General features: G+C 65.8%; 19 protein-coding genes and 1 tRNA gene. 11 read left to right on the top strand and 9 right to left on the bottom strand.

Going from position 1 to position 19,619, the window contains the following annotated elements; genetic code table 11:
* Nucleotides 1-39: 39 nt before the first annotated feature.
* The gene (locus tag AC1M0F_RS06005; protein WP_480237270.1) at nucleotides 40-1,761 is read right to left on the bottom strand and encodes a sensor histidine kinase; all 1,722 of its coding nucleotides are present in this window, start codon (nucleotides 1,759-1,761) and stop codon (nucleotides 40-42) included.
* A gap of 15 nt (nucleotides 1,762-1,776) precedes the next feature.
* Entirely contained in the window at nucleotides 1,777-2,466 is a 690-nt protein-coding gene (locus AC1M0F_RS06000; RefSeq protein WP_108391630.1) for a response regulator transcription factor, read from the bottom strand.
* A 138-nt stretch (nucleotides 2,467-2,604) separates the two neighbouring features.
* Here AC1M0F_RS06000 and AC1M0F_RS05995 point away from each other — a divergent pair, with 138 nt between their 5' ends.
* From AC1M0F_RS05995 to AC1M0F_RS05985, 3 genes are read left to right on the top strand one after another with little or no spacing between them, the layout of a single operon-like run.
* Nucleotides 2,605-3,858 carry an NAD(P)/FAD-dependent oxidoreductase gene (locus AC1M0F_RS05995; protein WP_480237269.1) on the top strand — a complete coding sequence of 418 codons (1,254 nt, stop codon included), beginning with the start codon at nucleotides 2,605-2,607 and terminating at the stop codon, nucleotides 3,856-3,858.
* Nucleotides 3,859-3,882: 24 nt separating this feature from the next.
* Nucleotides 3,883-4,806, top strand: a complete 924-nt coding sequence (gene folP / locus AC1M0F_RS05990; RefSeq protein ID WP_480237268.1) for a dihydropteroate synthase — start codon at nucleotides 3,883-3,885, stop codon at nucleotides 4,804-4,806.
* Nucleotides 4,799-5,560, top strand: coding sequence for a pyrimidine reductase family protein (locus tag AC1M0F_RS05985; RefSeq protein WP_480237267.1), 762 nt, complete (start codon nucleotides 4,799-4,801; stop codon nucleotides 5,558-5,560). Before folP ends, AC1M0F_RS05985 begins: the two co-directional genes overlap by 8 nt.
* Nucleotides 5,561-5,564: 4 nt before the next feature.
* Here AC1M0F_RS05985 and AC1M0F_RS05980 read toward each other — a convergent pair whose 3' ends face one another.
* The 3 genes from AC1M0F_RS05980 to AC1M0F_RS05970 are packed head-to-tail and all read right to left on the bottom strand — an operon-like array spanning nucleotide 5,565 to nucleotide 9,428.
* The gene (locus AC1M0F_RS05980; RefSeq protein WP_480237266.1) at nucleotides 5,565-7,205 is read right to left on the bottom strand and encodes a DNA repair helicase XPB; all 1,641 of its coding nucleotides are present in this window, start codon (nucleotides 7,203-7,205) and stop codon (nucleotides 5,565-5,567) included.
* Nucleotides 7,206-7,250: 45 nt separating this feature from the next.
* Nucleotides 7,251-9,131, bottom strand: a complete 1,881-nt coding sequence (locus AC1M0F_RS05975) for a helicase-associated domain-containing protein (RefSeq protein ID WP_480237265.1) — start codon at nucleotides 9,129-9,131, stop codon at nucleotides 7,251-7,253.
* 18 nt (nucleotides 9,132-9,149) lie between these two features.
* Nucleotides 9,150-9,428, bottom strand: a complete 279-nt coding sequence (locus AC1M0F_RS05970) for a multidrug ABC transporter ATPase (protein WP_480237264.1) — start codon at nucleotides 9,426-9,428, stop codon at nucleotides 9,150-9,152.
* Nucleotides 9,429-9,608: 180 nt separating this feature from the next.
* On the opposite strand from AC1M0F_RS05970, the gene AC1M0F_RS05965 reads away from it, so the two are divergent.
* Together AC1M0F_RS05965 and AC1M0F_RS05960 are read left to right on the top strand one after the other, a co-directional pair.
* On the top strand, nucleotides 9,609-9,992 hold the full coding sequence (locus AC1M0F_RS05965; protein ID WP_480237263.1) for a cold-shock protein: 384 nt from the start codon (nucleotides 9,609-9,611) through the stop codon (nucleotides 9,990-9,992).
* Nucleotides 9,993-10,039: 47 nt separating this feature from the next.
* Nucleotides 10,040-10,915: a DUF3027 domain-containing protein gene (locus AC1M0F_RS05960; RefSeq protein ID WP_480237262.1), complete on the top strand. Its 876-nt coding sequence runs from the start codon at nucleotides 10,040-10,042 to the stop codon at nucleotides 10,913-10,915.
* 76 nt (nucleotides 10,916-10,991) lie between these two features.
* On the opposite strand, the gene serC is transcribed toward AC1M0F_RS05960, so the two are convergent.
* The gene (gene serC, locus AC1M0F_RS05955; RefSeq protein WP_480237261.1) at nucleotides 10,992-12,104 is read right to left on the bottom strand and encodes a phosphoserine transaminase; all 1,113 of its coding nucleotides are present in this window, start codon (nucleotides 12,102-12,104) and stop codon (nucleotides 10,992-10,994) included.
* A 127-nt stretch (nucleotides 12,105-12,231) separates the two neighbouring features.
* Here serC and AC1M0F_RS05950 point away from each other — a divergent pair, with 127 nt between their 5' ends.
* The 3 genes from AC1M0F_RS05950 (at nucleotide 12,232) to AC1M0F_RS05940 (ending at nucleotide 14,906) form a co-directional block, all read left to right on the top strand.
* Nucleotides 12,232-12,927 (top strand): iron-dependent transcriptional repressor DtxR, encoded by a 696-nt coding sequence (locus AC1M0F_RS05950; RefSeq protein ID WP_480237260.1) that lies wholly within the window; start codon nucleotides 12,232-12,234, stop codon nucleotides 12,925-12,927.
* A gap of 278 nt (nucleotides 12,928-13,205) precedes the next feature.
* Complete coding sequence (locus tag AC1M0F_RS05945) at nucleotides 13,206-14,069, top strand: C40 family peptidase (protein WP_480237259.1); 864 nt, start codon at nucleotides 13,206-13,208, stop codon at nucleotides 14,067-14,069.
* Between the two features lie 336 nt (nucleotides 14,070-14,405).
* Nucleotides 14,406-14,906: an HNH endonuclease gene (locus AC1M0F_RS05940; protein ID WP_480237258.1), complete on the top strand. Its 501-nt coding sequence runs from the start codon at nucleotides 14,406-14,408 to the stop codon at nucleotides 14,904-14,906.
* A gap of 3 nt (nucleotides 14,907-14,909) precedes the next feature.
* Here AC1M0F_RS05940 and AC1M0F_RS05935 read toward each other — a convergent pair whose 3' ends face one another.
* Nucleotides 14,910-15,287, bottom strand: a complete 378-nt coding sequence (locus tag AC1M0F_RS05935) for a VOC family protein (RefSeq protein WP_480237257.1) — start codon at nucleotides 15,285-15,287, stop codon at nucleotides 14,910-14,912.
* Between the two features lie 224 nt (nucleotides 15,288-15,511).
* Here AC1M0F_RS05935 and AC1M0F_RS05930 point away from each other — a divergent pair.
* Nucleotides 15,512-15,583: transfer RNA gene (locus AC1M0F_RS05930), tRNA-Arg, on the top strand.
* 25 nt (nucleotides 15,584-15,608) lie between these two features.
* On the opposite strand, the gene AC1M0F_RS05925 is transcribed toward AC1M0F_RS05930, so the two are convergent.
* The gene (locus AC1M0F_RS05925; RefSeq protein WP_480237256.1) at nucleotides 15,609-16,010 is read right to left on the bottom strand and encodes a DUF7144 family membrane protein; all 402 of its coding nucleotides are present in this window, start codon (nucleotides 16,008-16,010) and stop codon (nucleotides 15,609-15,611) included.
* A gap of 196 nt (nucleotides 16,011-16,206) precedes the next feature.
* Here AC1M0F_RS05925 and AC1M0F_RS05920 point away from each other — a divergent pair, with 196 nt between their 5' ends.
* Nucleotides 16,207-17,841, top strand: coding sequence for an MFS transporter (locus AC1M0F_RS05920; protein WP_480237255.1), 1,635 nt, complete (start codon nucleotides 16,207-16,209; stop codon nucleotides 17,839-17,841).
* Nucleotides 17,838-18,935, top strand: a complete 1,098-nt coding sequence (locus AC1M0F_RS05915) for a DUF998 domain-containing protein (RefSeq protein WP_480237254.1) — start codon at nucleotides 17,838-17,840, stop codon at nucleotides 18,933-18,935. Before AC1M0F_RS05920 ends, AC1M0F_RS05915 begins: the two co-directional genes overlap by 4 nt.
* A 189-nt stretch (nucleotides 18,936-19,124) precedes the next feature.
* Here AC1M0F_RS05915 and AC1M0F_RS05910 read toward each other — a convergent pair whose 3' ends face one another.
* The gene (locus AC1M0F_RS05910; RefSeq protein ID WP_480237253.1) at nucleotides 19,125-19,400 is read right to left on the bottom strand and encodes a hypothetical protein; all 276 of its coding nucleotides are present in this window, start codon (nucleotides 19,398-19,400) and stop codon (nucleotides 19,125-19,127) included.
* Between the last annotated feature and the right edge of the window lie 219 nt (nucleotides 19,401-19,619).

Genomic DNA, 19,619 nt, shown 5'->3' with positions numbered 1-19,619 from the left:
AAGCTGTGCCGCGTTTCGGACTGTGGAGGAGGTGCCTCGTCAGCCGGCGGCGGCGGGCTGGACGGCGGCTGTGTCGGCAGAGCCGGCAAGCGGAAGCTCGATACGGAACGTCGCCCCACCGCCAGGGGTCTCTGACACGCTCACCGTGCCGTTGTGGGCGGCGACGATGGACGAGACGATGGCGAGGCCGAGGCCTGACCCGCCGGTTTCGCGCGTGCGCGAGCTGTCTGCCCGCCAGAAACGCTGGAAGATCTTCTCCCGGATCTGCGGGGGGACGCCTTCGCCGTGGTCGATGACCGCGATGGTCGCCTTGCCGGTGTGTCTGTTCGCAGAGACACCGATCTCGAGCGGGCTGTTCTCCGGAGTGAAACGGAGAGCGTTGCCGACGAGGTTGGTGACGACCTGTCGGAGCTTGTTCTCCTCCGCGAGAACGATGGCAGGGACCTCTGGGCGCTGCCCGGGCGGAAGCATGAGATCGGAGTGCACGGTCAGCTTGTCAGCGGGATCCGACTGTCGACGCGGTCGGCGACGCAGACGGGCGAGGGTGGCCCCGGCGAAGGCGATCGGGCCGGTCGCCGTCGTCGTCTCATCGTCGTCGGGCTGCGGGCGGGTCACCGTCGGTGACGGCACGGTGTCCTCTGTCGTGAGTTCAGGCACGAAGTCCGGAACAGGCGGGTGATCTACGACAACGGTCACGGTGCGGCGCGGAGATGACGCATTCGCGTCGAGCGCGGCATCCCTGGCGATGGGGGAGAGGTCCACAGGCGTGAGGACCATCGGCCGGGTCTCGTCGAGTCGGGCGAGTTCGAGCAGGTCCTCGACGAGGCCACCCATGCGGATTGCTTCCTTCTCGATTCGGTCCATCGCCTGGCGGAGGTCGTCGGAGTTCTGGAGTGCCCCCATCCGGTACAACTCGGCGTAACCGCGCACGGTCACGAGAGGGGTGCGCAGTTCATGGCTGGCATCGCCGACGAACCGGCGCATCTGGTCGATGGTGCGGGCACGGTCGGAGAACGCTTTGTCGATGCGCGCGAGCATCGTGTTGAGGGAACGGTTGAGTCTGCCGACCTCGGTGTTCGGGGTAGCGACGGCGAGCCGCTGGCTGAAGTCACCGTCGGCGATGGCCGCAGCGGTGTGTTCGACCTCGCGGAGCGGGTGGAACGTGCTCGTCACGAGCAACCGGGTGAGCAGGGCCCCGATGATGATCACGCCGAGACCGAGGCCGAAGAAGATCGTCAGGTAGGTGGCGATGATCTGTTCGGTCTCCCGCATCGAGATCGCGACGAGGACGACGCCGATGTCGCCCTGGTCGTTCCACTGATACGGAACGACGACGGCGTGGTACGTCGTCTTGTGGTCCAGGCTGTGGATCTCGAAGACGTAGTCCCGCTTCACGGCATCCGACAGCTGGAAATTCGTGGCGATCGCCGGCAGGGACCGCTCCGGTTTGTCCTGCCAGGTAGCCGCCCGCAGCTGACCGTCAGGGTCGTAGATCGCGGTGAAGTAGTCGGAGGACGTGGAGTCCTTGACCATGTCGCCCATGTCGTCGGCACTGTCGGCATCGAGGAACCCCGGTGGAACGGGGGACTGCGCGGTGGAGACGAGGTCGGAGTCGACCTTGCTGATGAGCGCAGGGCGCAGCATCACGACGGTTCCGACACCTGCGACGAGCAACCCGAAGGTGAGGACGAGCACGGTCACGCCGGTGATCTTCGTGCGCAGTGAAATCGCGTTCCACCACTCGGCTACTGGATCGTGCATCTACCCGTATTCGGTCTACGCCTTCGCTGTCTTCAGCATGTAGCCGAATCCGCGCTTGGTCTGGATGAGCGGTTCAGTCGAGAACTGGTCCAGCTTGCGTCGCAAGTAAGAGATGTAGCTCTCGACGATGCCTGCGTCCCCGTTGAAGTCGTACTCCCAGACATGGTCAAGGATCTGGGCCTTGCTGAGCACCCGGTTGGGGTTCAGCATGAGGTACCGCAGAAGCTTGAACTCCGTGGGGCTCAACTCGATCGGCGTTTCGCCGACGAGAACCTCATGGGTGTCCTGATCCATGGTGAGTTCGCCTGCGCGGATGACGGCATCCTCATCAGCATGCATTGTCCGCCTGAGGATTGCCTTGATGCGGGCGACGATCTCGTCGAGGCTGAACGGCTTCGTGACGTAATCGTCACCACCGACGGTCAGGCCCATGATCTTGTCCTCGGTGTCGTCCTTGGCGGTGAGGAAGAGGATGGGCGCGGTGTAGCCGGCGGAACGGAGGCGTTTGGTGACGCCGAATCCGTTCATGTCGGGGAGCATGACGTCGAGAATGATCAGGTCAGGCTCTTCTTCCAGGACGGCCGAGATGGCCTGGGCGCCGTTTCCGACGGCTCGCACGGCGAAGCCGGCGAAGCGGAGGCTCGTGGTGAGCAGGTCGCGGATGTTCGGTTCGTCATCGACGATGAGAATGCGTGGTCCAGTCATGGCTCCAGTATCTGCGTGTTGCCTGAGATGTTCCTGAGCGTCCGCGGTGCGGGGTTCGAGCGAATCCGATCTGGACGCTGGACGGCGCCCGGTGAGCGTCCTAGGGTCGCAAGTAGACCATCGAGAAAGCGGGATCCCATGTCTCAGCTGGATCACCACCACCCGGATTCGTCCGGAGGAATCGTCATCATCGGAGCGGGCCTCGCCGGCGCCACCGCGGCGGAAGCGCTCCGTCAGGAGGGCTTCACCGGCGACATCCATCTGGTCGCCGGCGAGAGGCACCATCCGTACATCCGCCCTCCTCTCTCCAAGGACGTGCTCACCGGGAAGGCCGGCAGGGAGACCGCCTTCATCCACGACGACGGCTGGTACGCGGATTCGGCCGTGGACCTCATCGTCGGGGACGCGGCAACCGCCATCGACCGTGCCGGTCACCTGGTGACTCTCGCATCGGGCAGGACGCTGCCGTACCGGCGGCTGCTGCTCTCGACCGGGGCGGTCCCTCGACGGCTCGACGTGCCGGGTTCCCACCTCGATGGTATCCGTTACCTGCGCACCATCGACGACTCCGACCTCCTCAGGGACGACCTCGCCTCCGGCGGGAAAAAGGTCGTCAGCGTCGGCTCGGGCTGGATCGGCCTCGAAGTGACCGCGGCCGCCAGGGGCTACGGCAACGAGGTCACCGTCGTCTCCCCTGCCTCCGTTCCGCTCGCTTCAGCCCTCGGCGACGAGCTCGGCCGGCAGTTCCAGCGCCTCCACGTCGAACACGGCGTCACCTTCGCGATGGAAACAGGGGTGACCGGTTTCACCGGCGCCAAGGGGAGAGTCACCGGTGTACTGACGGACGACGGAGACACGATCCCCGCCGACCTCGTCGTCGTCGGCATCGGAGCGACCCCCTCTGTCGACCTCGCCAGGGCTGCCGGACTGGACGTGGACGGAGGAATCGTCGTCGACGCGGCCCTCAGGACCGCGGATCCGGCCGTCTTCGCCGCCGGTGACGTTGCGAACGCGTGGCATCCCACCCTCGAGGCACGTCTCCGCAGCGAGCACTGGGCGAACGCTCTCGACCAGGGCAAGGCGGTCGCCGGGTCCATGCTCGGCCAGCCTCTGTCGTACGACAAGGTCCCGTATTTCTACACCGACCAGTACGACCTCGGCATGGAGTACGCCGGCTTCTTCCCGCTCGCGATCGGTGCCGATGTCATCTACCGGGGTGACGTCGACGGTCGCGAGTTCGTCGCGTTCTGGATGCGTGATGGTCGCGTCGTCGCCGGCATGAACGTCAACGTCTGGGATGTCAACGACGACATCAGGGCACTCGTCCGGTCCGGGCGTACCGTCGATGCCGCCCGGCTCGCCGATCCGAGCGTGGCCATCGGCGATCTCTGATCGCCGTGCGGCACGATGGACGGTATGACTGAATCCCGGCCGACCTCGGCCATCGGCTCCCCGCCCCTCATCTCACCTGTGCGCACGATCGGGGCGCACACCTTCGACTTCTCCCGCCGGGTCGCTGTCATGGCGGTCGTCAACCGCACGCCGGACTCGTTCTACGACAGGGGCAGCACGTTCGCGTTCGACTCCGCGGTCGCGGCAGCGCTTCAGGCCGTTGCAGACGGGGCAGACATCATCGACATCGGCGGGGCGCCATTTGCGCCGGGACCCGAGTTGCCCGTCGCCGACGAAATCGACCGGGTTGTGCCGGTCATCGCGGCCGTCCGGGCGGCATCCGATGTCGTCATCTCCGTCGACACCTTCCAGCCGGAGGTGGCGCGCAGGAGTATCGAGGCCGGTGCCGATCTGATCAACGACACCACAGGGCTCCGTGACCCGGAGATGGCCCGGGTGCTCGCCGACAGCGCCGCCGGGGTCGTTCTCACCCACAGCCTCGCCGAACCGCGGACGCCGTTCGCCCGACCCGCATACGCGGACGTGGTCGCAGAAGTCGCCGCCTTCCTGGCCGGGCAGGTGGAGGTGGCGCTCGCCGCAGGCATTCCCGCCGATCGCATCATCGTGGACCCCGGACACGACCTCAACAAGAACACGCTGCACTCGCTCGAACTGACCCGCCGGTTCGGTGAGATCGCGGCCCTGGGCTATCCGGCGCTCGCCGCCGTCTCCAACAAGGATTTCATCGGAGAGACCCTCGACAGGGACCGGGGCGACCGCGTCGACGGATCCCTCGCTGCAGCAGTCGTCGCGATCGTGAACGGCGCGAGGCTCATCCGCATGCACAACGTCCGCCCGGCCGTCGATGCCGCGAGGATGACCGAGGCCATCCTCGGCTTCCGCGAACCCGCGTACCTTCGGCACAACATGGGAGAGCGCAATGACTGAGCCCGCGATCGCCCTGCTCCAGGCGGGTGGTGCAGACCTCAGCGACGAGGACATCCTCGCCCTGTACTCGGTGGCAGACCGTGCCGTGCCGTGGGCCAGGGTCAACTTCATCTCCAGCATCGACGGAGCGGCCACGTCCGGTGGGCTGTCAGCAGGGCTCGGCTCCCCGGCGGACCTTCGCGTCTTCGACCTGCTTCGCCGCCTGTGCGACGTCGTCGTTGTCGGGGCGGGAACGGTCCGGGCGGAGGGCTACGGCCCGATGCGCCTCGACCCGCCCGCGGCCGCCTGGCGGCTCGCGCACGGTCTGGCCGAGCATCCGGTCTTCGCCATCGTCTCAGCAGGGCTCGACCTGGATCCCGGGTCCCCGATCTTCACCGAGGCGCCGGTGCGACCCATCGTCGTCACGGTGGAAGACGCCCCGGTTGTGCGGGTCGACGCGCTCTCGGCTGTCGCAGACGTCCTCACGGCGGGTGAGTCGTCGGTCGACACCGCGAGGATGCGTGCGCTGCTGTCAGAGCGCGGTCTTCGTCAGGTGCACTGCGAGGGCGGTCCGAGCCTGTTCGCGGATCTGCTCAGGGACGACGCCGTCGACGAGGTGTGCCTGACCATCGGTCCGGGTCTCGAGGGCCCGGGGGCGCCGCGGATCGTGGCCGGGCAGCCCATCGACATCCGTCGCCAGATGGACGTCGCCCATGTGCTCAGCAGCGAGGGGACGCTCCTGCTCCGCTATGTCCGGCCGGTCGGTGCGCTCTGACCTGTCAGGCCGCCAGAGCGTGCGCGTCGAGGATCGTGTAGCTGTAACCCTGCTCGGCGAGGAACCGCTGGCGGTTCTGGGCGAAGTCCTGGTCGACGGTGTCGCGCGCGACGAGGGTGTAGAAGTTGGCGCTGAGGCCTGACTCCTTCGGGCGGAGCAGCCGACCGAGGCGCTGCGCCTCCTCCTGTCGTGAACCGAACGAGCCGGAGACCTGGATGGCGACGGTCGCCTCGGGAAGGTCGACGGAGAAGTTCGCCACCTTCGAGACGACGAGCACGGTGATCTCCCCGACCCGGAACGCCTGGAAGAGTCGTTCCCGTTCGTCGACGGGGGTGGCACCGGTCAGCTTCGGAGCGCCGAGGGCCTCGGCGAGCTCATCGATCTGGTCGAGGTACTGGCCGATCACCAGAATCCGCTCGCCCGGGTGCCGCGCGACGAGGTCGCGGACAACGTCGAGCTTCGCAGGGGCGGTCGCGGCCAGGCGGTACCGGTCGTCGTCGGATGCCGCGGCATAGCTGAGCCGGTCAGACTGCGGAAGGTCGATGCGCACTTCGAAGCAGGATGCGGGGGAGATGAAGCCCTGGGCTTCGATCTCCTTCCACGGTGCGTCGAAGCGCTTCGGACCGATCAGGCTGAAGACGTCGCCCTCGCGACCATCCTCACGAACGAGGGTCGCAGTGAGGCCGAGCCGGCGGCGGGCCTGCAGCTCGGCGGTGAGCTTGAACACCGGAGCGGGGAGCAGGTGCACCTCGTCGTAGACCACGAGGCCCCAGTCCATGGCGTCGAGGAGTGCGAGGTGGGCGTATTCGCCCTTCCGCCTGGCCGTGAGGATCTGGTAGGTCGCGATGGTGACCGGCTTGACCTCCTTGAGCTGCCCGGAGTACTCGCCGATCTCGTCCTCGGTGAGGCTCGTGCGCTTGAGCAGCTCGTCGCGCCACTGGCGCGCGGAGACGGTGTTGGTCACGAGGATGAGGGTGTTCGTCTTGGCGGTGGCCATCGCTCCGGCACCGACGAGGGTCTTGCCGGCGCCGCAGGGCAGGACGACGACGCCTGAACCGCCATCGAAGAAGTTGTCGACGGCCTTCTGCTGGTAGTCGCGGAGGTGCCAGTCGCCCTCGAGGAGGTCGATCTCGTGCGGGGTGCCTGGGGTGTAACCGGCGAGGTCCTCTGCCGGCCATCCGATCTTCACGAGTTCCTGCTTCAGCTGCCCGCGGGCCCACGGCTCGACGAGGTACGAATCCGGCGTCGGGTGGCCGATGAGCAGGGGAGCGATGCGCTTGGCGTGGGAGATCTCGGTGAGGACGGCTTCGTCGTGTGACTGGAGGACGAGTTCGCCGTCGTCGTTGCGTTCGATGACGAGGCGACCGTACCGGCCGACCGTTTCGGTGATGTCGATGGAGACCGTCGGCGGGATGGCGAACTTGGAGTACTTCTCCAGCGTCGCGAGCATGTCGGCGGAGTCGTGGCCCGCTGCGCGTGCGTTCCACAGTCCGAGCCGGGTGATCCGGTAGGTGTGGATGTGCTCAGGGGCGCGTTCGAGTTCCGCGAACACGGCCAGATCGTGTCTGGCGTCTTCGGCGAGGGGGTGGGCGACCTCGAGCAGTACGGTGCGGTCGCTTTGGACGATCAGGGGGCCATCAGACATAGCTAGCCAGCCTAGTCCGGTCGGCTGTGAAGTCGATGCGCGGCGTTACTTCAGCTCGAGGATGCTCGACAGCGGCAGTGTGCGTTCGATGTCTGCCTTCTTGTCCCGCCCGCGGAGGCGGCCGCCAGAAACGCCGGTCGGTTCGAGGACGAAATCGATCGGCCCTGAACGGGGAACCTGGACGGTCACGGTGACGGTCTGCTTGGCGCGGATCGCGGCGTCGAGCTGGCGGGCGATCCAGGCGAGGTCGGTTCCGCCGGAGACGTCGGCCTCTGCCTGTCGCAGGCGGGCGATGACGTCGCCGTGGTCGACGACGACGGGAGCGGTGACCGGGTGCGCCACCCGACGGCGGCGCAGGCTCACGAGCTCTCCGTCTTCGGTTTCGGCTGCGACCGGGTACCGTGCGTCGCTCAGCGCCCAGAACACGACGTCGAATTCGAAACGGCTGAGCATCCGGTTGGTTCCCGAACGTCGCAGACCGAGCGAGCTCAGCGCCTGGTCGACGTCGAGCAGGCCGATGAGGGATGTGTCGTCCGACCGGACGTAGCTCCTCGCCTCGCTCGGGGAGGCGCCGGGGTGCGAATCGTTGAGCGGGCCGACACGCACCGAACCGAACCTGGATGCGGCCTGCGAGATGAGGTAGTCCACGGGCTGCGGGATGCCGGTGAGTGACAGCGCCGAGAGGAACTCCAGCATCCCTTCGGCGGTCTCACCGGCGGACAGCGCCCGGTTGACGCTCTCGGCGCTCAACCGGTAGCTGAACGCCTGCGCACGGCCCTCGAGGTCGGCGAAGGCGCGGAGGCGCAGGTCCGTCGTCGGTTCGAGCGGCCCAGGCGCGATGATCGTCAGGTCGTGCTGCAGATACACCTGGCGAACGTGGGTGGGGAAGTGGGAAGACATCGCGGTCGCGGCGGCGGCGGCATCCGTTTCGAGGAGGATCCTGCCTGCAGTGCTCGGAACCTGTGTATCTGGGCTCGGACCGCTCGTGATGCCGAGCATCCTGGCCTGGTCGGTCACCCGCTGCACCTGGGCGTGGATCCAGTCGCCTCCGGCGGGGTAGAGCCACTGGGCGTACTCGTGCAGGGCGGCTCCCCATGACGAGCGTGTGCGTCCGCTCAGGACCTGTCTGACCTGCTGCGGGAGCGCGTCGAGCCAGGCCGCCGCGAGGATACGCCAGCGTTCGCCTGCCGTCCGGACCAGCCAGTCCTCCCCGGCGGGGGCGGTGAGCCACAGGCCGGGTTCGTGGCTGACGAGTTCGGCCCTGACCGTGAGGTCGAGGTAGGCATCGACGGTGGTGGCATCCACCTGCATGGCCATGGCCAGCCGTTTGCGTTCCGGAAGGGCCGGCCCGCCCTTGCCGAGCTCTCGGGCGGGGTTCACGAGGAGTTCGCTGAGCAGTTCGGCGCTCGCCGAGGTGGTCTGGAACGCCTGCTCGGCGGCGCTGAGGTCGGTGAGGGCTGCTGAGTCCTCCGGTTCGGCCGTGGGGAGGGCAGGGGGAGGAGTGGCGGCCAGGTGCGCGGCAACGGGGAGGTCGGGCGTTGCCCAGCCGGCCAGGACGGTGTCGACGGCGTCGATGGCGGCGAAACCGTCACCGACACGGGAAAGCAGTGCACGATCGGCGGCGAATGCGGCCCGTTCGGCGACGGATTCCGTGTCGACGGACTCCGCACCGAACGAGGTGAGGCGTGCGGCGAGGTCTGCGACCGAGAGGGGTTCGGGTGTCGCGACCGCGATCACGCTGAGGGTGGGCCGGTCGAGTCGTTGCAGCGCGCCGCGGATGCTTGCAGCGTCGAGGAGGATTTCTGCCAGGTCGAAGAAGTCCTGGACCCGCGCCTGGCTGGAGACCCGGCGTTCGGTGAGGAGACCCTCGATGGCCGCGTCGGAGAGCGCCCGAAGGCTTCCGGCGAGGGTCAGGATGTCAGTCATGGGCAGCCGGTTCCCCGGTCAGCTCTCCGGCTGGTCTCGCCGTGATTCGCGGGCGCGCCTTGCGGCACTGGAGATCATGAGCGTGATGAGGAGGACGATCGCCAGCGGGAGTCCGATGTACGGAACCATCACGACGACGGGCCACAACCCCTGCCCGAAGTCGTCCGAACCCATGCCCTGCCCCGTGCCCACCATGATCGCGACGAAGCTGCCGATGGACAGCAGCACGAGGGCGAGGAGCATGAACGCGAGGATCCGCTCGAAGCGGCTGGCGTTGTGCGGTTGAGGGTCGGTCACATCTTCAGGTTATCTGCACCGGCGTCGCGATGCCCAATGAGCCACGATGTGCCGACTATTCGCCGACGCTCTAAGCTGGAGGGGCGGGGAGAGTCCCGTTCGTCTGCAGCCCCTGCCGCAGCGACAGCACCGCACTCCGGCTTGGGCCTGGGTGTCCCAGTTCACAGCGAGGTTTCGTCCATGCCCACCGGCAAGGTTAAGTTCTACGATGACGAGAAGGGCTTCGGCTTCATCTCGAGCGATGACGGACAGGAAGTCTTCCTGCACGCATCCGCTCTTCCCGCAGGTGTGACCTCGGTGAAGGCTGGCACGCGGCTCGAATTCGGCATCGCCGACGGCAAGCGCGGTGTCCAGGCTCTCTCGGTCCGGGTGCTCGATGCCCCGCCGAGCCTTGTCAAGCTCAAACGCAAGCCGGCTGACGACATGGCGATCATCATCGAAGACCTCGTGAAGCTGCTCGACGGCCTCGGCGGGGACCTTCGCAAGGGTCGCTACCCCGACAACGCCCACAGCCGCAAGGTCGCCCAGTTGCTGCGACGCGTAGCCGACGAACTGGACGCGTGATCGCCGCGCCAGGCTGGGCCCGCCGTCTTTTCACGAGGAGCACTCCGATGACCGACACAGAGAACTCCACCGCAGAACCGATCGAGGCCGAACCGGCTCAGGTCACGACACCGGCTGAGGCTCCGGTGACGGATGCCGTCGCCGCCGAGCCTGTCGAGGAATCCGCACCGTCGGTCGCCGAAACGGACACCGTCGAGGCACCCGTGACCGAACCCGACGAACCGGCCGTCACCGAGACTGTCGTCGACGAGCCCGTCATTGAACGGCCGGCGCCTATGACGGACGAAGTCCTGCTGGCCTCCGTCGACGTTGCGCGCGCTGCGCTGCTCGAGGTGACCCCTGAGTCGACCATCGGCGACGTCGTCGGTCACGTCGCCGAGGACGATCACGTACTCTCGCTGTTCTTCGACAGCAAGCTGCCCGGGTACCCCGGCTGGCACTGGACCGCCACCCTCGCCCGTGTGGGTGACGACGGCGAGGCGACCATCCTGGAGACCGAGCTGATGCCGAGCGAGAACGCCTTGCTGGCACCCGACTGGGTCCCGTGGTCCGAGCGGCTCGCCGACTACCAGGCATCCCAGGAAGTCGCCGAGAGCGAAGCGCGCGCCCTGGCTGAGGCCGCTGCCGTTCTCGATGGCGACGACGATGACGAGGACGACGAAGACGAGTTCAGCATTCTCCACGCCGGTGACGTCGACGGTGTCGACGTCGACGAGATCGACGAGTCGGCTGACGATGAGTCGGATGATGATGACGAGTCGGATGTCGACGACGATGACGAAGACGATGACGAATCGGACGACGATGACGAATCGGACGACGATGACGAATCGGACGACGATGAGTCGGACGACGATGACGAATCGGATGACGAGGACGACGACGACGAGGACGACGAAGACGGCCCCGAGCGCAGCTACTGAGCGCGCCACCCGGCTCAGTGATCGATGACAAATGCCCCCTCCTCGGAGGGGGCATTTCTCGTCTGGTCGGTGCGGGTCAGAGGGCGTCGACGACGAACTCGATGCTGCGGGTCAGCTGACGCACGTCGTCCGGATCGATCGCTGCGAACGTCGCGACGCGCAGCTGGTTCCTGCCGAGCTTCCGGTACGGCTCGGTGTCGACGATGCCGTTGGCGCGCAGCGCCTTGGCGATCGCGGTGGCGTCGATCGCATCGTCGAAGTCGATCGTGACGACGACCTGGGATCGGTGCTCCGGGTTCACCACGAACGGCGTCGTGTACGAGGTCTTCTCCGCCCAGTCGTAGAGGTGTGAGGAGGACTCGAGGGTGCGACCGGATGCCCAGTCCAGTCCGCCGTTGCCGTTCATCCACTCCAGCTGGTTCTCGAGCATGACGAGCGTCGCCAGTGCCGGGGTGTTCAGGGTCTGGTTGAGACGGGAGTTGTCGACCGCGTTTTTCAGGCTGAGGAATTCCGGGATGTACCGTTCGGAGGCCGCGATCCGCTCGACGCGTTCGATCGCGGCGGGGGAGAAGAGGGCGAACCACAGTCCTCCGTCTGAGGCGAAGTTCTTCTGCGGGGCGAAGTAGTAGACATCCGTCTCGGACGCGTCGACCGAAATGCCGCCGGCCGCGCTTGTCGCATCGACGACGGTGAGCGCGCCTGAGTCTCCCGCCACGCGTGTGACCGGGGCCATCACTCCGGTGGAGGTCTCGTTGTGTGGCCAGGCGTACACGTCGACGCCCTCTGCGACCTCGACCTCGCTGCGGGATCCGCCAGGGGCCTCACGGACGAGAGGAGCCTCGAGCCACGGCGCTGCCGCTGCCTTGGCGAATTTCTGACCGAACTCGCCGAAGACGAGGTTCTCGCTGCGACGCTCGATCAGGCCGAACGCGGCGGCATCCCAGAAGGCCGTCGACCCGCCGTTGCCGAGGACGACCTCGTAGCCGTCCGGAAGGGAGAACAGGGTCTCGAATCCCGATCGCACACTTCCGACGAGGTTCTTCACGGGGGCCTGGCGGTGCGAGGTGCCGAGCAGGCCGGAACCGGCGCGAACGATGGCGTCCACCTGCTCCGCCCGAACCTTGGAGGGGCCGCAACCGAAACGACCGTCGGTGGGCAGGAGTTCTGTGGGGATCGCGATCTCAGGCATTCCCCAATTCTAGGAGCCACGGGATGCCGTGGCGGCGATACGCGGGCGGTGAACGCGCCACAGCGCCGAGTGTCTGCTCAGGGCCGCTAGGCTGGTCGCAATTGCGCTTAACCATGGGGAGCCGTCAATGACTGACTTGATTGACACCACCGAGATGTACCTCCGTACCATCCTTGAGTTGGAAGAAGAGAACATCGTGCCCCTTCGGGCACGCATCTCCGAGCGGCTCGGTCACTCAGGCCCCACGGTGTCACAGACGGTCGGACGCATGGAACGCGACGGTCTCGTCGTCGTCTCCGGCGATCGGCACCTCGAACTCACCGGCGCCGGCCGGAGCAAAGCCGTGCACGTCATGCGAAAGCACCGCCTGGCGGAGCGTCTGCTCAGTGACGTGATCGGCCTGGAGTGGGAATACGTCCACGAGGAAGCATGTCGCTGGGAGCACGTGATGAGCGAGCAGGTGGAGCGCAAGCTCCTGGCGATGCTCGACCACCCGACCGAGTCTCCATACGGCAACCCGATCCCCGGGCTGGACGAACTGGGCGACGCACCGGCCGGTACGTTCTCGCACGGTGTGACGAACCTCGTCGAACTGGTGCGGAACGGGTCCGATCGCGTGACCGCCACCATCCGGCGGCTGGGAGAACCTGCACAGGTCGACCCGGAACTCCTCCTCCAGTTGAAGCAGGCAGGCGTCGTTCCTGGCAATGAGGCAGTCTTCTCGGCCGTCGGTTCGTACGTTCTCGTTCAGGTTGAAGGATTCGGCAACGGACTCGAACTGCCCAACGAGGTCGCCGGGCACATCTTCGTCCAGAACGCGTAGTTCCGGGCCTCGCGGGCGCTGTAGCGTCGCGCGCAGACGGTCGGGACGCCTCCGTCTGGCGTTCTTTCCTGTTACCCGTTTGTTATTTATTGGTGGATAAAGGTGACAAATTGGTAACGGTCCCGTACCCTCGGATAAGTCCGAAGGTCGCAAGTCGATCGCAGGACCCGATATGGGGCGCCTCTCTTGCTCGTCTCCCCGTATCGCGAAACCCGATATTTTCCTTGCGGACGAGACAACGCCCCTAAGCGTTGTGCGAGGCGCCGGAGGTTCGCACTTTGGCCGAAAACACAAACCAGGAGTCGCTCGGTGACTCGTTGAAGCTGACAGGCTCCGACACCAGTGCACGCCAGGTAGCGGTTTCGCCGCGCGGTTCAGTCAGCCGCCGCACTGCTCCCACGACCACCGCGTCAACCGGCCCGGCTGCCAAGCCGAAGCCCGCAGCCAAGCCAGGCAAGTGGCGTTCATGGCGTTCGACCGCGATCATGGCTCTCGTCGTGCCCGGCCTGTTCGCCACCGTCGCCCTTCCGGCGTACGCGTTCACTCCTTCCGCTGATGACGCGTCTGCTACCTCCGAACTGCAGTCGCTGAAGGAGTCCGGCGCGCAGTCCCTGTCGGTCGACGCCGATGTGGCCTCCACGGCCGTGACTCGCGACGGCTACTCGGCGACCACGGTCGCCGAACTCGCCGCGGCGAAGGCCCAGGCCGAGGCAGCCGCGCAGCGTGCGACATTCGTCGACACGCAGGCGACCTTCTCGGGCCCATCGGCCGAGGACTATCTCACAGCCCCGCCGTACCCCGACTTCAGCCTCGAACAGGTCTTCTCGGTCGCGCTGCAGTACCAGGGCGTTCCTTACGTCTACGGCGGTGCGACGCCTGCCGGCTTCGACTGCTCCGGCTTCGTGAAGTACGTCTACGCGCAGTTCGGAATCGACATGCCTCACTCGTCGACCGCCCAGGGCAACATGGGTACCCGCATTTCCGTCGAGGATGCCGTGCCAGGCGACCTCGTGGTGAGTGCCGGTCACATCGGCTTCTACGCCGGCAATGGCATGATTCTGCACGCGTCACGTCCCGGCACCCCGCTGCGCATCGGCCCCATCTACGCCGAGAACTGGTGGATCGTCCGCATCGGGATCTAGTCGACCGAGGTCCTTCCCGACCTCATGCGACACAGCACGCGCTCAGAATCGGCGTGCCTCCGTTCGGGGGCACGCCGATTGTGCGTTACATTAAAGCCCTGACCTTTGGAAAGTGCGGGAAGCTCATGGATCGAATACCCGGTATCCACACCACGGATGCTTGCGGTTGCCTCGGACCTGGGCCCGCCGGCCACACATGTCACAGCCGCCTGTCGGTTGTGGAAAGGCGCTGTCTGTAAAGACGGCGCCTTTTTTGTTGTCTGGATCCCGTTCTCTCATCGGTCGGAGAGAACCGAATGACCGTGAAGCCGTCACGGCGATTTGAGAGGAACCGACATGCGCACACTGGTGTTGAACGCCGGGTACGAGCCCCTAGCTATCGTTTCGTTCCGACGGGCACTCGTGCTCGTCATGAACCAGAAAGCCTCGATCGTGGAGATCGACACCGGTCACCCGGTGTGGGCGACCGACGGTGCGCATGACCGCCCGGCGGTGATCGTGTTGTCGCGCTACGTGAAGATCCCGACGTCCCGCCGCGTTCCTGTCACCCGCCGGGGCGTACTGAGGCGCGACGCGAACCGGTGCGGCTACTGCGGCACATCCGCTTCGACGATCGACCACATCCTGCCGCGGTCGCGCGGGGGAGCGGATTCATGGGAGAACCTTGTGGCCTGCTGCCTGCGCTGCAACAACGCGAAGAGCGACAGGACCCCCGGCGAGATGGGCTGGTCCCTCCGCACGAAGCCGCGGATGCCATACGGACCGACCTGGGCGGTGCGCGGTGCCGAGCGGGCCATGCCGTTGTGGGACCAGTACCTCACGCCGGCTGCGGCCTGATCCCTACTGTATTGTCTGGGCGAGGCAGACGAAGTTTCCTTCGCTGTCCCTGAACCAGGCGCTGTACTCGCCGTCGATTTCGACGACGCCGTCGACCGTCTTGAGGCCGTCGAAGTCGTAGTCCTCGAAGGTGATGCCCGCAGAGCGGAGTTCGTCCATCGTCGCGCGGATGTCTGTCACGGCCCAGCAGATCTGGGTATTCTTGGCGGTCCCGACGTTCGGTGTCTTGTAGATCATGAGTTCGGGGTCTTCGGTCGAGCCGTACAGCAGGCTTTCGTCGTCCTCACGGAACGGTGTCAGCCCGAGCTTGCTGTAGAAGTCGCGGACGCGGGCGATGTCTTCGGCTGGAAGGACGGGGAATGAGGCTGAAAGGGTGAGCATGATGTCAACTCCATGCGGGTGTGGCCGGATGCGGCCGGATGTGTCGCCACCGGATAGGTGGGCCTGATCAGGGATCAGGTGAGGGAGGAAAGGTGCCCGCTCGATGTCGGATGTTCCGCCGGCCTCGGGAGGCGCCGCGTATGGACCGTGTTCCACCTCGCATGGTACGCCCGGGCGGGTGCGTCGCACAGGGGGTATTCGGCTCCGCTAAACTTGGACGGTCAGCCTCTGTAGCTCAATGGAAGAGCACCTCCGTCCTAAGGAGTTGGTTGGGGGTTCGAGTCCCTCCAGGGGCACTTTTCCTTCGGGCGTCCGCCGGGGTCAGTCCTCCGCGCGCAGCTCGTTTCCGTGCACGGTGAGCGCGTAGATGATCAGGACGTCGATCGCGATCACGATGAGTGACCACCATGGTTGCGCCGGCATCAACAGCAATTGACCGAGTGCGCTGAGAACCGCCAGGATGATCGCGATCACGCGTGCCCAGGTCTGGCCGGCGAAGAGGGCGACAGCGGTGACGATCAGAAGTGCACCGATGATGAGGTTCCACCAGCCCCACCCGGTGAGGTCGAGCAGCCACAGTGTCCCGTTCTCGACCGCGTAGTACGTGTTGGGACCGATCAGCGCCACAAGGGCCTGCACGACGCTGAACGCGCCGCTGATGAAGAGAATCACGCCCGCGAATTTCGCCCAGCCGACCCATCCCGTTTTCGTTACCGTGGTCATTTCCACACCTTTTCTCTCATGTCCGCGGCACATGGCCCGTGTCTTCGCCGCAACGCCATCGCGAGGCTGCGGTTGAAAGATACGGTGCTCACTCACCGGTGTGCATCATGCGGATCAGGTGACTCTCGCCGAAATCGGTTGCGCGGGGAAGGGGAGCGCCTTAGCCTCAATCGACCTGACAGTGAGGCGGGACGCGGTGAAGAAGTGGCTTGTCGTCATCATCCTGGGTGCGGCTCAGTTCGTCATGGTGCTCGACGGCACTGTGATGAATGTTTCGATCTCGACCGTGGTGGTCGACCTCGACACAACGGTGGCCGCGATGCAGTCGGCGATCACCTTCTACACGCTGACCATGGCATCCGTGATGCTCCTCGGCGCCAAATTGGGCGACATCTGGGGCCGTCGACGTGCGTTCGTCATCGGCTCGATCGTCTATGCAAGCGGTTCGCTCATCACGGCGATCGCTCCCACGATCCAGGTCCTATTCCTCGGCTGGTCGATCATCGAGGGCCTCGGCGCCGTGCTCGTGATCCCGGCGATCGCTGCCCTGATCGCCGACAATTACACGGGCAAAGATCGCATCACCGCGTACGCAATAATCGGCGCGGTATCCGGTGGGGCCGTTGCAGCGGGCCCGCTGATCGGTGGCTTCGTCACCACCTATTTCAGTTGGCGGTACGTCTTCGTCGCCGAAGTCGTCATCATGGCGGTCGTCGTCCTCACCCATCGCCTGATCACCGACAGTACGCCCCGCCAGAAGACCAGGATCGACCTGCTCAGCGTTTTGCTTTCGGCATTCGGTCTCGTGTCCGTCGTCTTCGGGATGCTGCAGAGCAAGACCTGGGGCTGGATCACTCCGCTCGACTCACCCGAGGTCAACGGCCAGGACATCGCGCCGCTGGGTATCTCCCTGACGTCGTGGTTCATGCTCGTCGGCGGCATCCTGCTCTGGGCCTTCATCCGCCGCCAGTCCGCGCTCGTTTCCGCGGGCAAGGCTCCTCTCGTCCACGTTTCGCTGTTCAGCATCAAGCCTCTCCGCAGCGGTCTCTCCGTGCTGGGGTCGCAGTACACCATCACGGCAGGGCTCTTCTTCATGGTGCCGGTCTACCTGCAGATGACACTGGGGCTCGACGCCCTCGAAACCGGCGTCCGCATATTCCCCCTGTCGATCTCCCTCATACTCTTCTCGATCGTCGGGACACGGCTCTCCAGTCTCTGGTCGCCGCGCCGGATCGTTCGTGTGGGGCAATGGGTCCTCGTCATCAGTTCGATCGTGCTCCTGAGCGCCATCGATACCGAGCTGAAGAGTCCTGCATTCGGCATCGGCATGTTTTTCGCGGGTGCCGCACTCGGCCTGCTGGCCAGTCAGCTCGGCAACGTCAACATGTCGAGCGTCGGCGAGAAGGAGACGAGTGAGGTGGGCGGGCTTCAGGGCGTGTTCCAGAATCTCGGGTCGTCTCTCGGTACAGCGTTGATCGGTTCGGTGCTGATCGGGGCGCTGACGACGTCGTTCGCCACAGGCGTCGCCGCAAGTGACCTGCCCGACGGGGTCAAGGCGACCGTGAGCGAACAGACCCAGGGCGCTCTCCCGATCGTTCCGGTCTCCACCGTCGCCCAGATCGCCGAGGACGCCGGCCTGTCCGACAGCGAAGGCGAAACGCTCAACACGATCTACACCGAGTCGCAGATCTCGTCCCTCCAGACGGCGTTCTTCGCCCTCGTCGTGATCGCGCTCGTGTCGCTTCTGTTGAGCCGCGGCATCCCCAACGTGGTCCCCGTTCGGGGTCCGCGCGCGCCATCCAGCCGAGCCAGGAAGAAGGAGACCCCGTGAGCCAGCCCAGACCGATCGGCCGCATTCTGCGACGTCCCATCGCCGACTCCGAGTCGGTCGAATCCAGCGCGCTCGTCGTGGCCGCCCTCGTCCTCGTCATCTCCTTCATCGTCGCGGGGATCGTCTTCTGGGGCAGCTACCTGCCGATCGCCGGCCCGGGCTCACTCGGCCAGTTCATCGCCATCGGTGGTGCGATCGCGTCGTTCGTCACATTCATCGGGGGGCGGATGCTCGTCGCCAGATCCGGGGGCGGGCCGATGTCCGCCACCCGCCTGCACTGGTGGGACGTGGCCGCAGTCGCTCTCGCTCATGCTTTCGTCGCCTTGTTGGGATGGCTGGGGATGTCGTCGCTGCTGGAGATGAGCTTCCAGGGTGCGGTCGTCTTCGCCCTGTCAGCATCGGTGCTCGCGGGGGTGGGCATCGGGCTGACCGCCTATGTGACGTTCATCTCATCGGTCAGCCTCACCCCGATGCTGCTCTCGCTCGTCCTTGCCGTGTTCCTCGTCGTCGGCGCCCTGGCAAGTATGTTGAGCGCGTCGGATCCGCTCTGGTGGAAGCTCAACCTCAGTTCGCTCGGCATCACCGACGACGTGTCGGCTCGGGCGTTCAACCTCACCCTGATCATCGCCGGAGTCATGGTCACGACGATCGCGCACTACGCGACAGCAAACCTCCCGACGACGACGCCTCGTGAAGCGCGAGGCAGACGATTCCTGCGGATCGCGCTCGTGCTCATCGGAATCTTCCTCGCCTGCGTCGGCATCTTCCCCGTCGACGAGTTTCTCGAGATCCACAACACGGTGGCCTCGGGAATGGTCGCGATCTATGTGGTCATGGTCATCGCCCTGCGCTGGTGGGTCCCGTCGATGCCGCGTATCTTCCTGATCCTCGGCTACGTGTACATCGGCGTGATTGTCGTCCTGGCCGTCTTCTTCATCACCGGGTACTACAACCTCACCGCCGTGGAGCTCGTTGCAGGCGTCCTGATCTTCAGCTGGGTCATCGTCTTCCTGCGCAGTACAGGATCCCTCGGTGCTCGACCGGCCACGGCGGCCGTGCCCTCCGCGACGCACGACGGCGTTGCCGTCAGCTGAGCATTGGTCTGAAGCCTGCACCCGCTCCCGACCGAGCGCATCCTCTCCACCGCCCTATGAGTCTCAAATCCCTCACGACACCCCTGAACCGTCGTCCTGGGGGAGCACTCAGTGCGCTGAGGCTGCGCACGACAACGGGGTCGGTACCGGAGCTGAGCTTCGGTACCGACCCCGTTCGGTCGCGGTCATTTACTTGAGCCGGGTGAGGTCGGCGCCCCACATCTCGTGCTCATTGTGGAGTTGTTCCAGTTTGCGGCGGGCTTCATACGTTTCGGCCCAGGAGGCGAGCCCCTCGCGAGACTTGCGCTGGTTCGGTCGACGCCCCCATTTGATGAGAGCGACACCGAGGTGCAGCGCGGCTCGATCGAGCAGTCCGACGCGGCGCACGGGGCGCTGGTCGAGGGCGGGAACAGGTTGGGGCGGGTGGGATTGGCGACCGGGCGCGGTTACCAGTTGGGTATTCATGATGGAATTCCTTGCGTTGGCTGGCGATTCCGGGCGCACTGAGGAGAGCGTTCGGGGTCGCCGAAGAGAGAGATGGCCGCACTAGGCGACACGGGGATGACACGCGGATGCGCGTCACACGCGGGGTGATCGACCTGCGGGCAGGAGAACGCAGACTTCTGCTGGACCTGCCTGGTCGGGCTTCGAAAGCGTCACCACCGTCTGGACCGGTGGGTTATC

Source organism: Mycetocola sp. Y719, assembly GCF_056713205.1.
Note: the sequence above shows the minus strand (reverse complement) of the source record. Positions and strands in the feature narration are given on the sequence as shown.

Coding starts and splice junctions, on each gene's coding strand:
- AC1M0F_RS06005 (WP_480237270.1), bottom strand. CDS start 1,761: ATGCACGATCCAGTAGCCGAGTGGTGGAACGCGATTTCACTGCGCACG.
- AC1M0F_RS06000 (WP_108391630.1), bottom strand. CDS start 2,466: ATGACTGGACCACGCATTCTCATCGTCGATGACGAACCGAACATCCGC.
- AC1M0F_RS05995 (WP_480237269.1), top strand. CDS start 2,605: ATGTCTCAGCTGGATCACCACCACCCGGATTCGTCCGGAGGAATCGTC.
- folP (WP_480237268.1), top strand. CDS start 3,883: ATGACTGAATCCCGGCCGACCTCGGCCATCGGCTCCCCGCCCCTCATC.
- AC1M0F_RS05985 (WP_480237267.1), top strand. CDS start 4,799: ATGACTGAGCCCGCGATCGCCCTGCTCCAGGCGGGTGGTGCAGACCTC.
- AC1M0F_RS05980 (WP_480237266.1), bottom strand. CDS start 7,205: ATGTCTGATGGCCCCCTGATCGTCCAAAGCGACCGCACCGTACTGCTC.
- AC1M0F_RS05975 (WP_480237265.1), bottom strand. CDS start 9,131: ATGACTGACATCCTGACCCTCGCCGGAAGCCTTCGGGCGCTCTCCGAC.
- AC1M0F_RS05965 (WP_480237263.1), top strand. CDS start 9,609: ATGCCCACCGGCAAGGTTAAGTTCTACGATGACGAGAAGGGCTTCGGC.
- AC1M0F_RS05960 (WP_480237262.1), top strand. CDS start 10,040: ATGACCGACACAGAGAACTCCACCGCAGAACCGATCGAGGCCGAACCG.
- serC (WP_480237261.1), bottom strand. CDS start 12,104: ATGCCTGAGATCGCGATCCCCACAGAACTCCTGCCCACCGACGGTCGT.
- AC1M0F_RS05950 (WP_480237260.1), top strand. CDS start 12,232: ATGACTGACTTGATTGACACCACCGAGATGTACCTCCGTACCATCCTT.
- AC1M0F_RS05940 (WP_480237258.1), top strand. CDS start 14,406: ATGCGCACACTGGTGTTGAACGCCGGGTACGAGCCCCTAGCTATCGTT.
- AC1M0F_RS05935 (WP_480237257.1), bottom strand. CDS start 15,287: ATGCTCACCCTTTCAGCCTCATTCCCCGTCCTTCCAGCCGAAGACATC.
- AC1M0F_RS05925 (WP_480237256.1), bottom strand. CDS start 16,010: ATGACCACGGTAACGAAAACGGGATGGGTCGGCTGGGCGAAATTCGCG.
- AC1M0F_RS05910 (WP_480237253.1), bottom strand. CDS start 19,400: ATGAATACCCAACTGGTAACCGCGCCCGGTCGCCAATCCCACCCGCCC.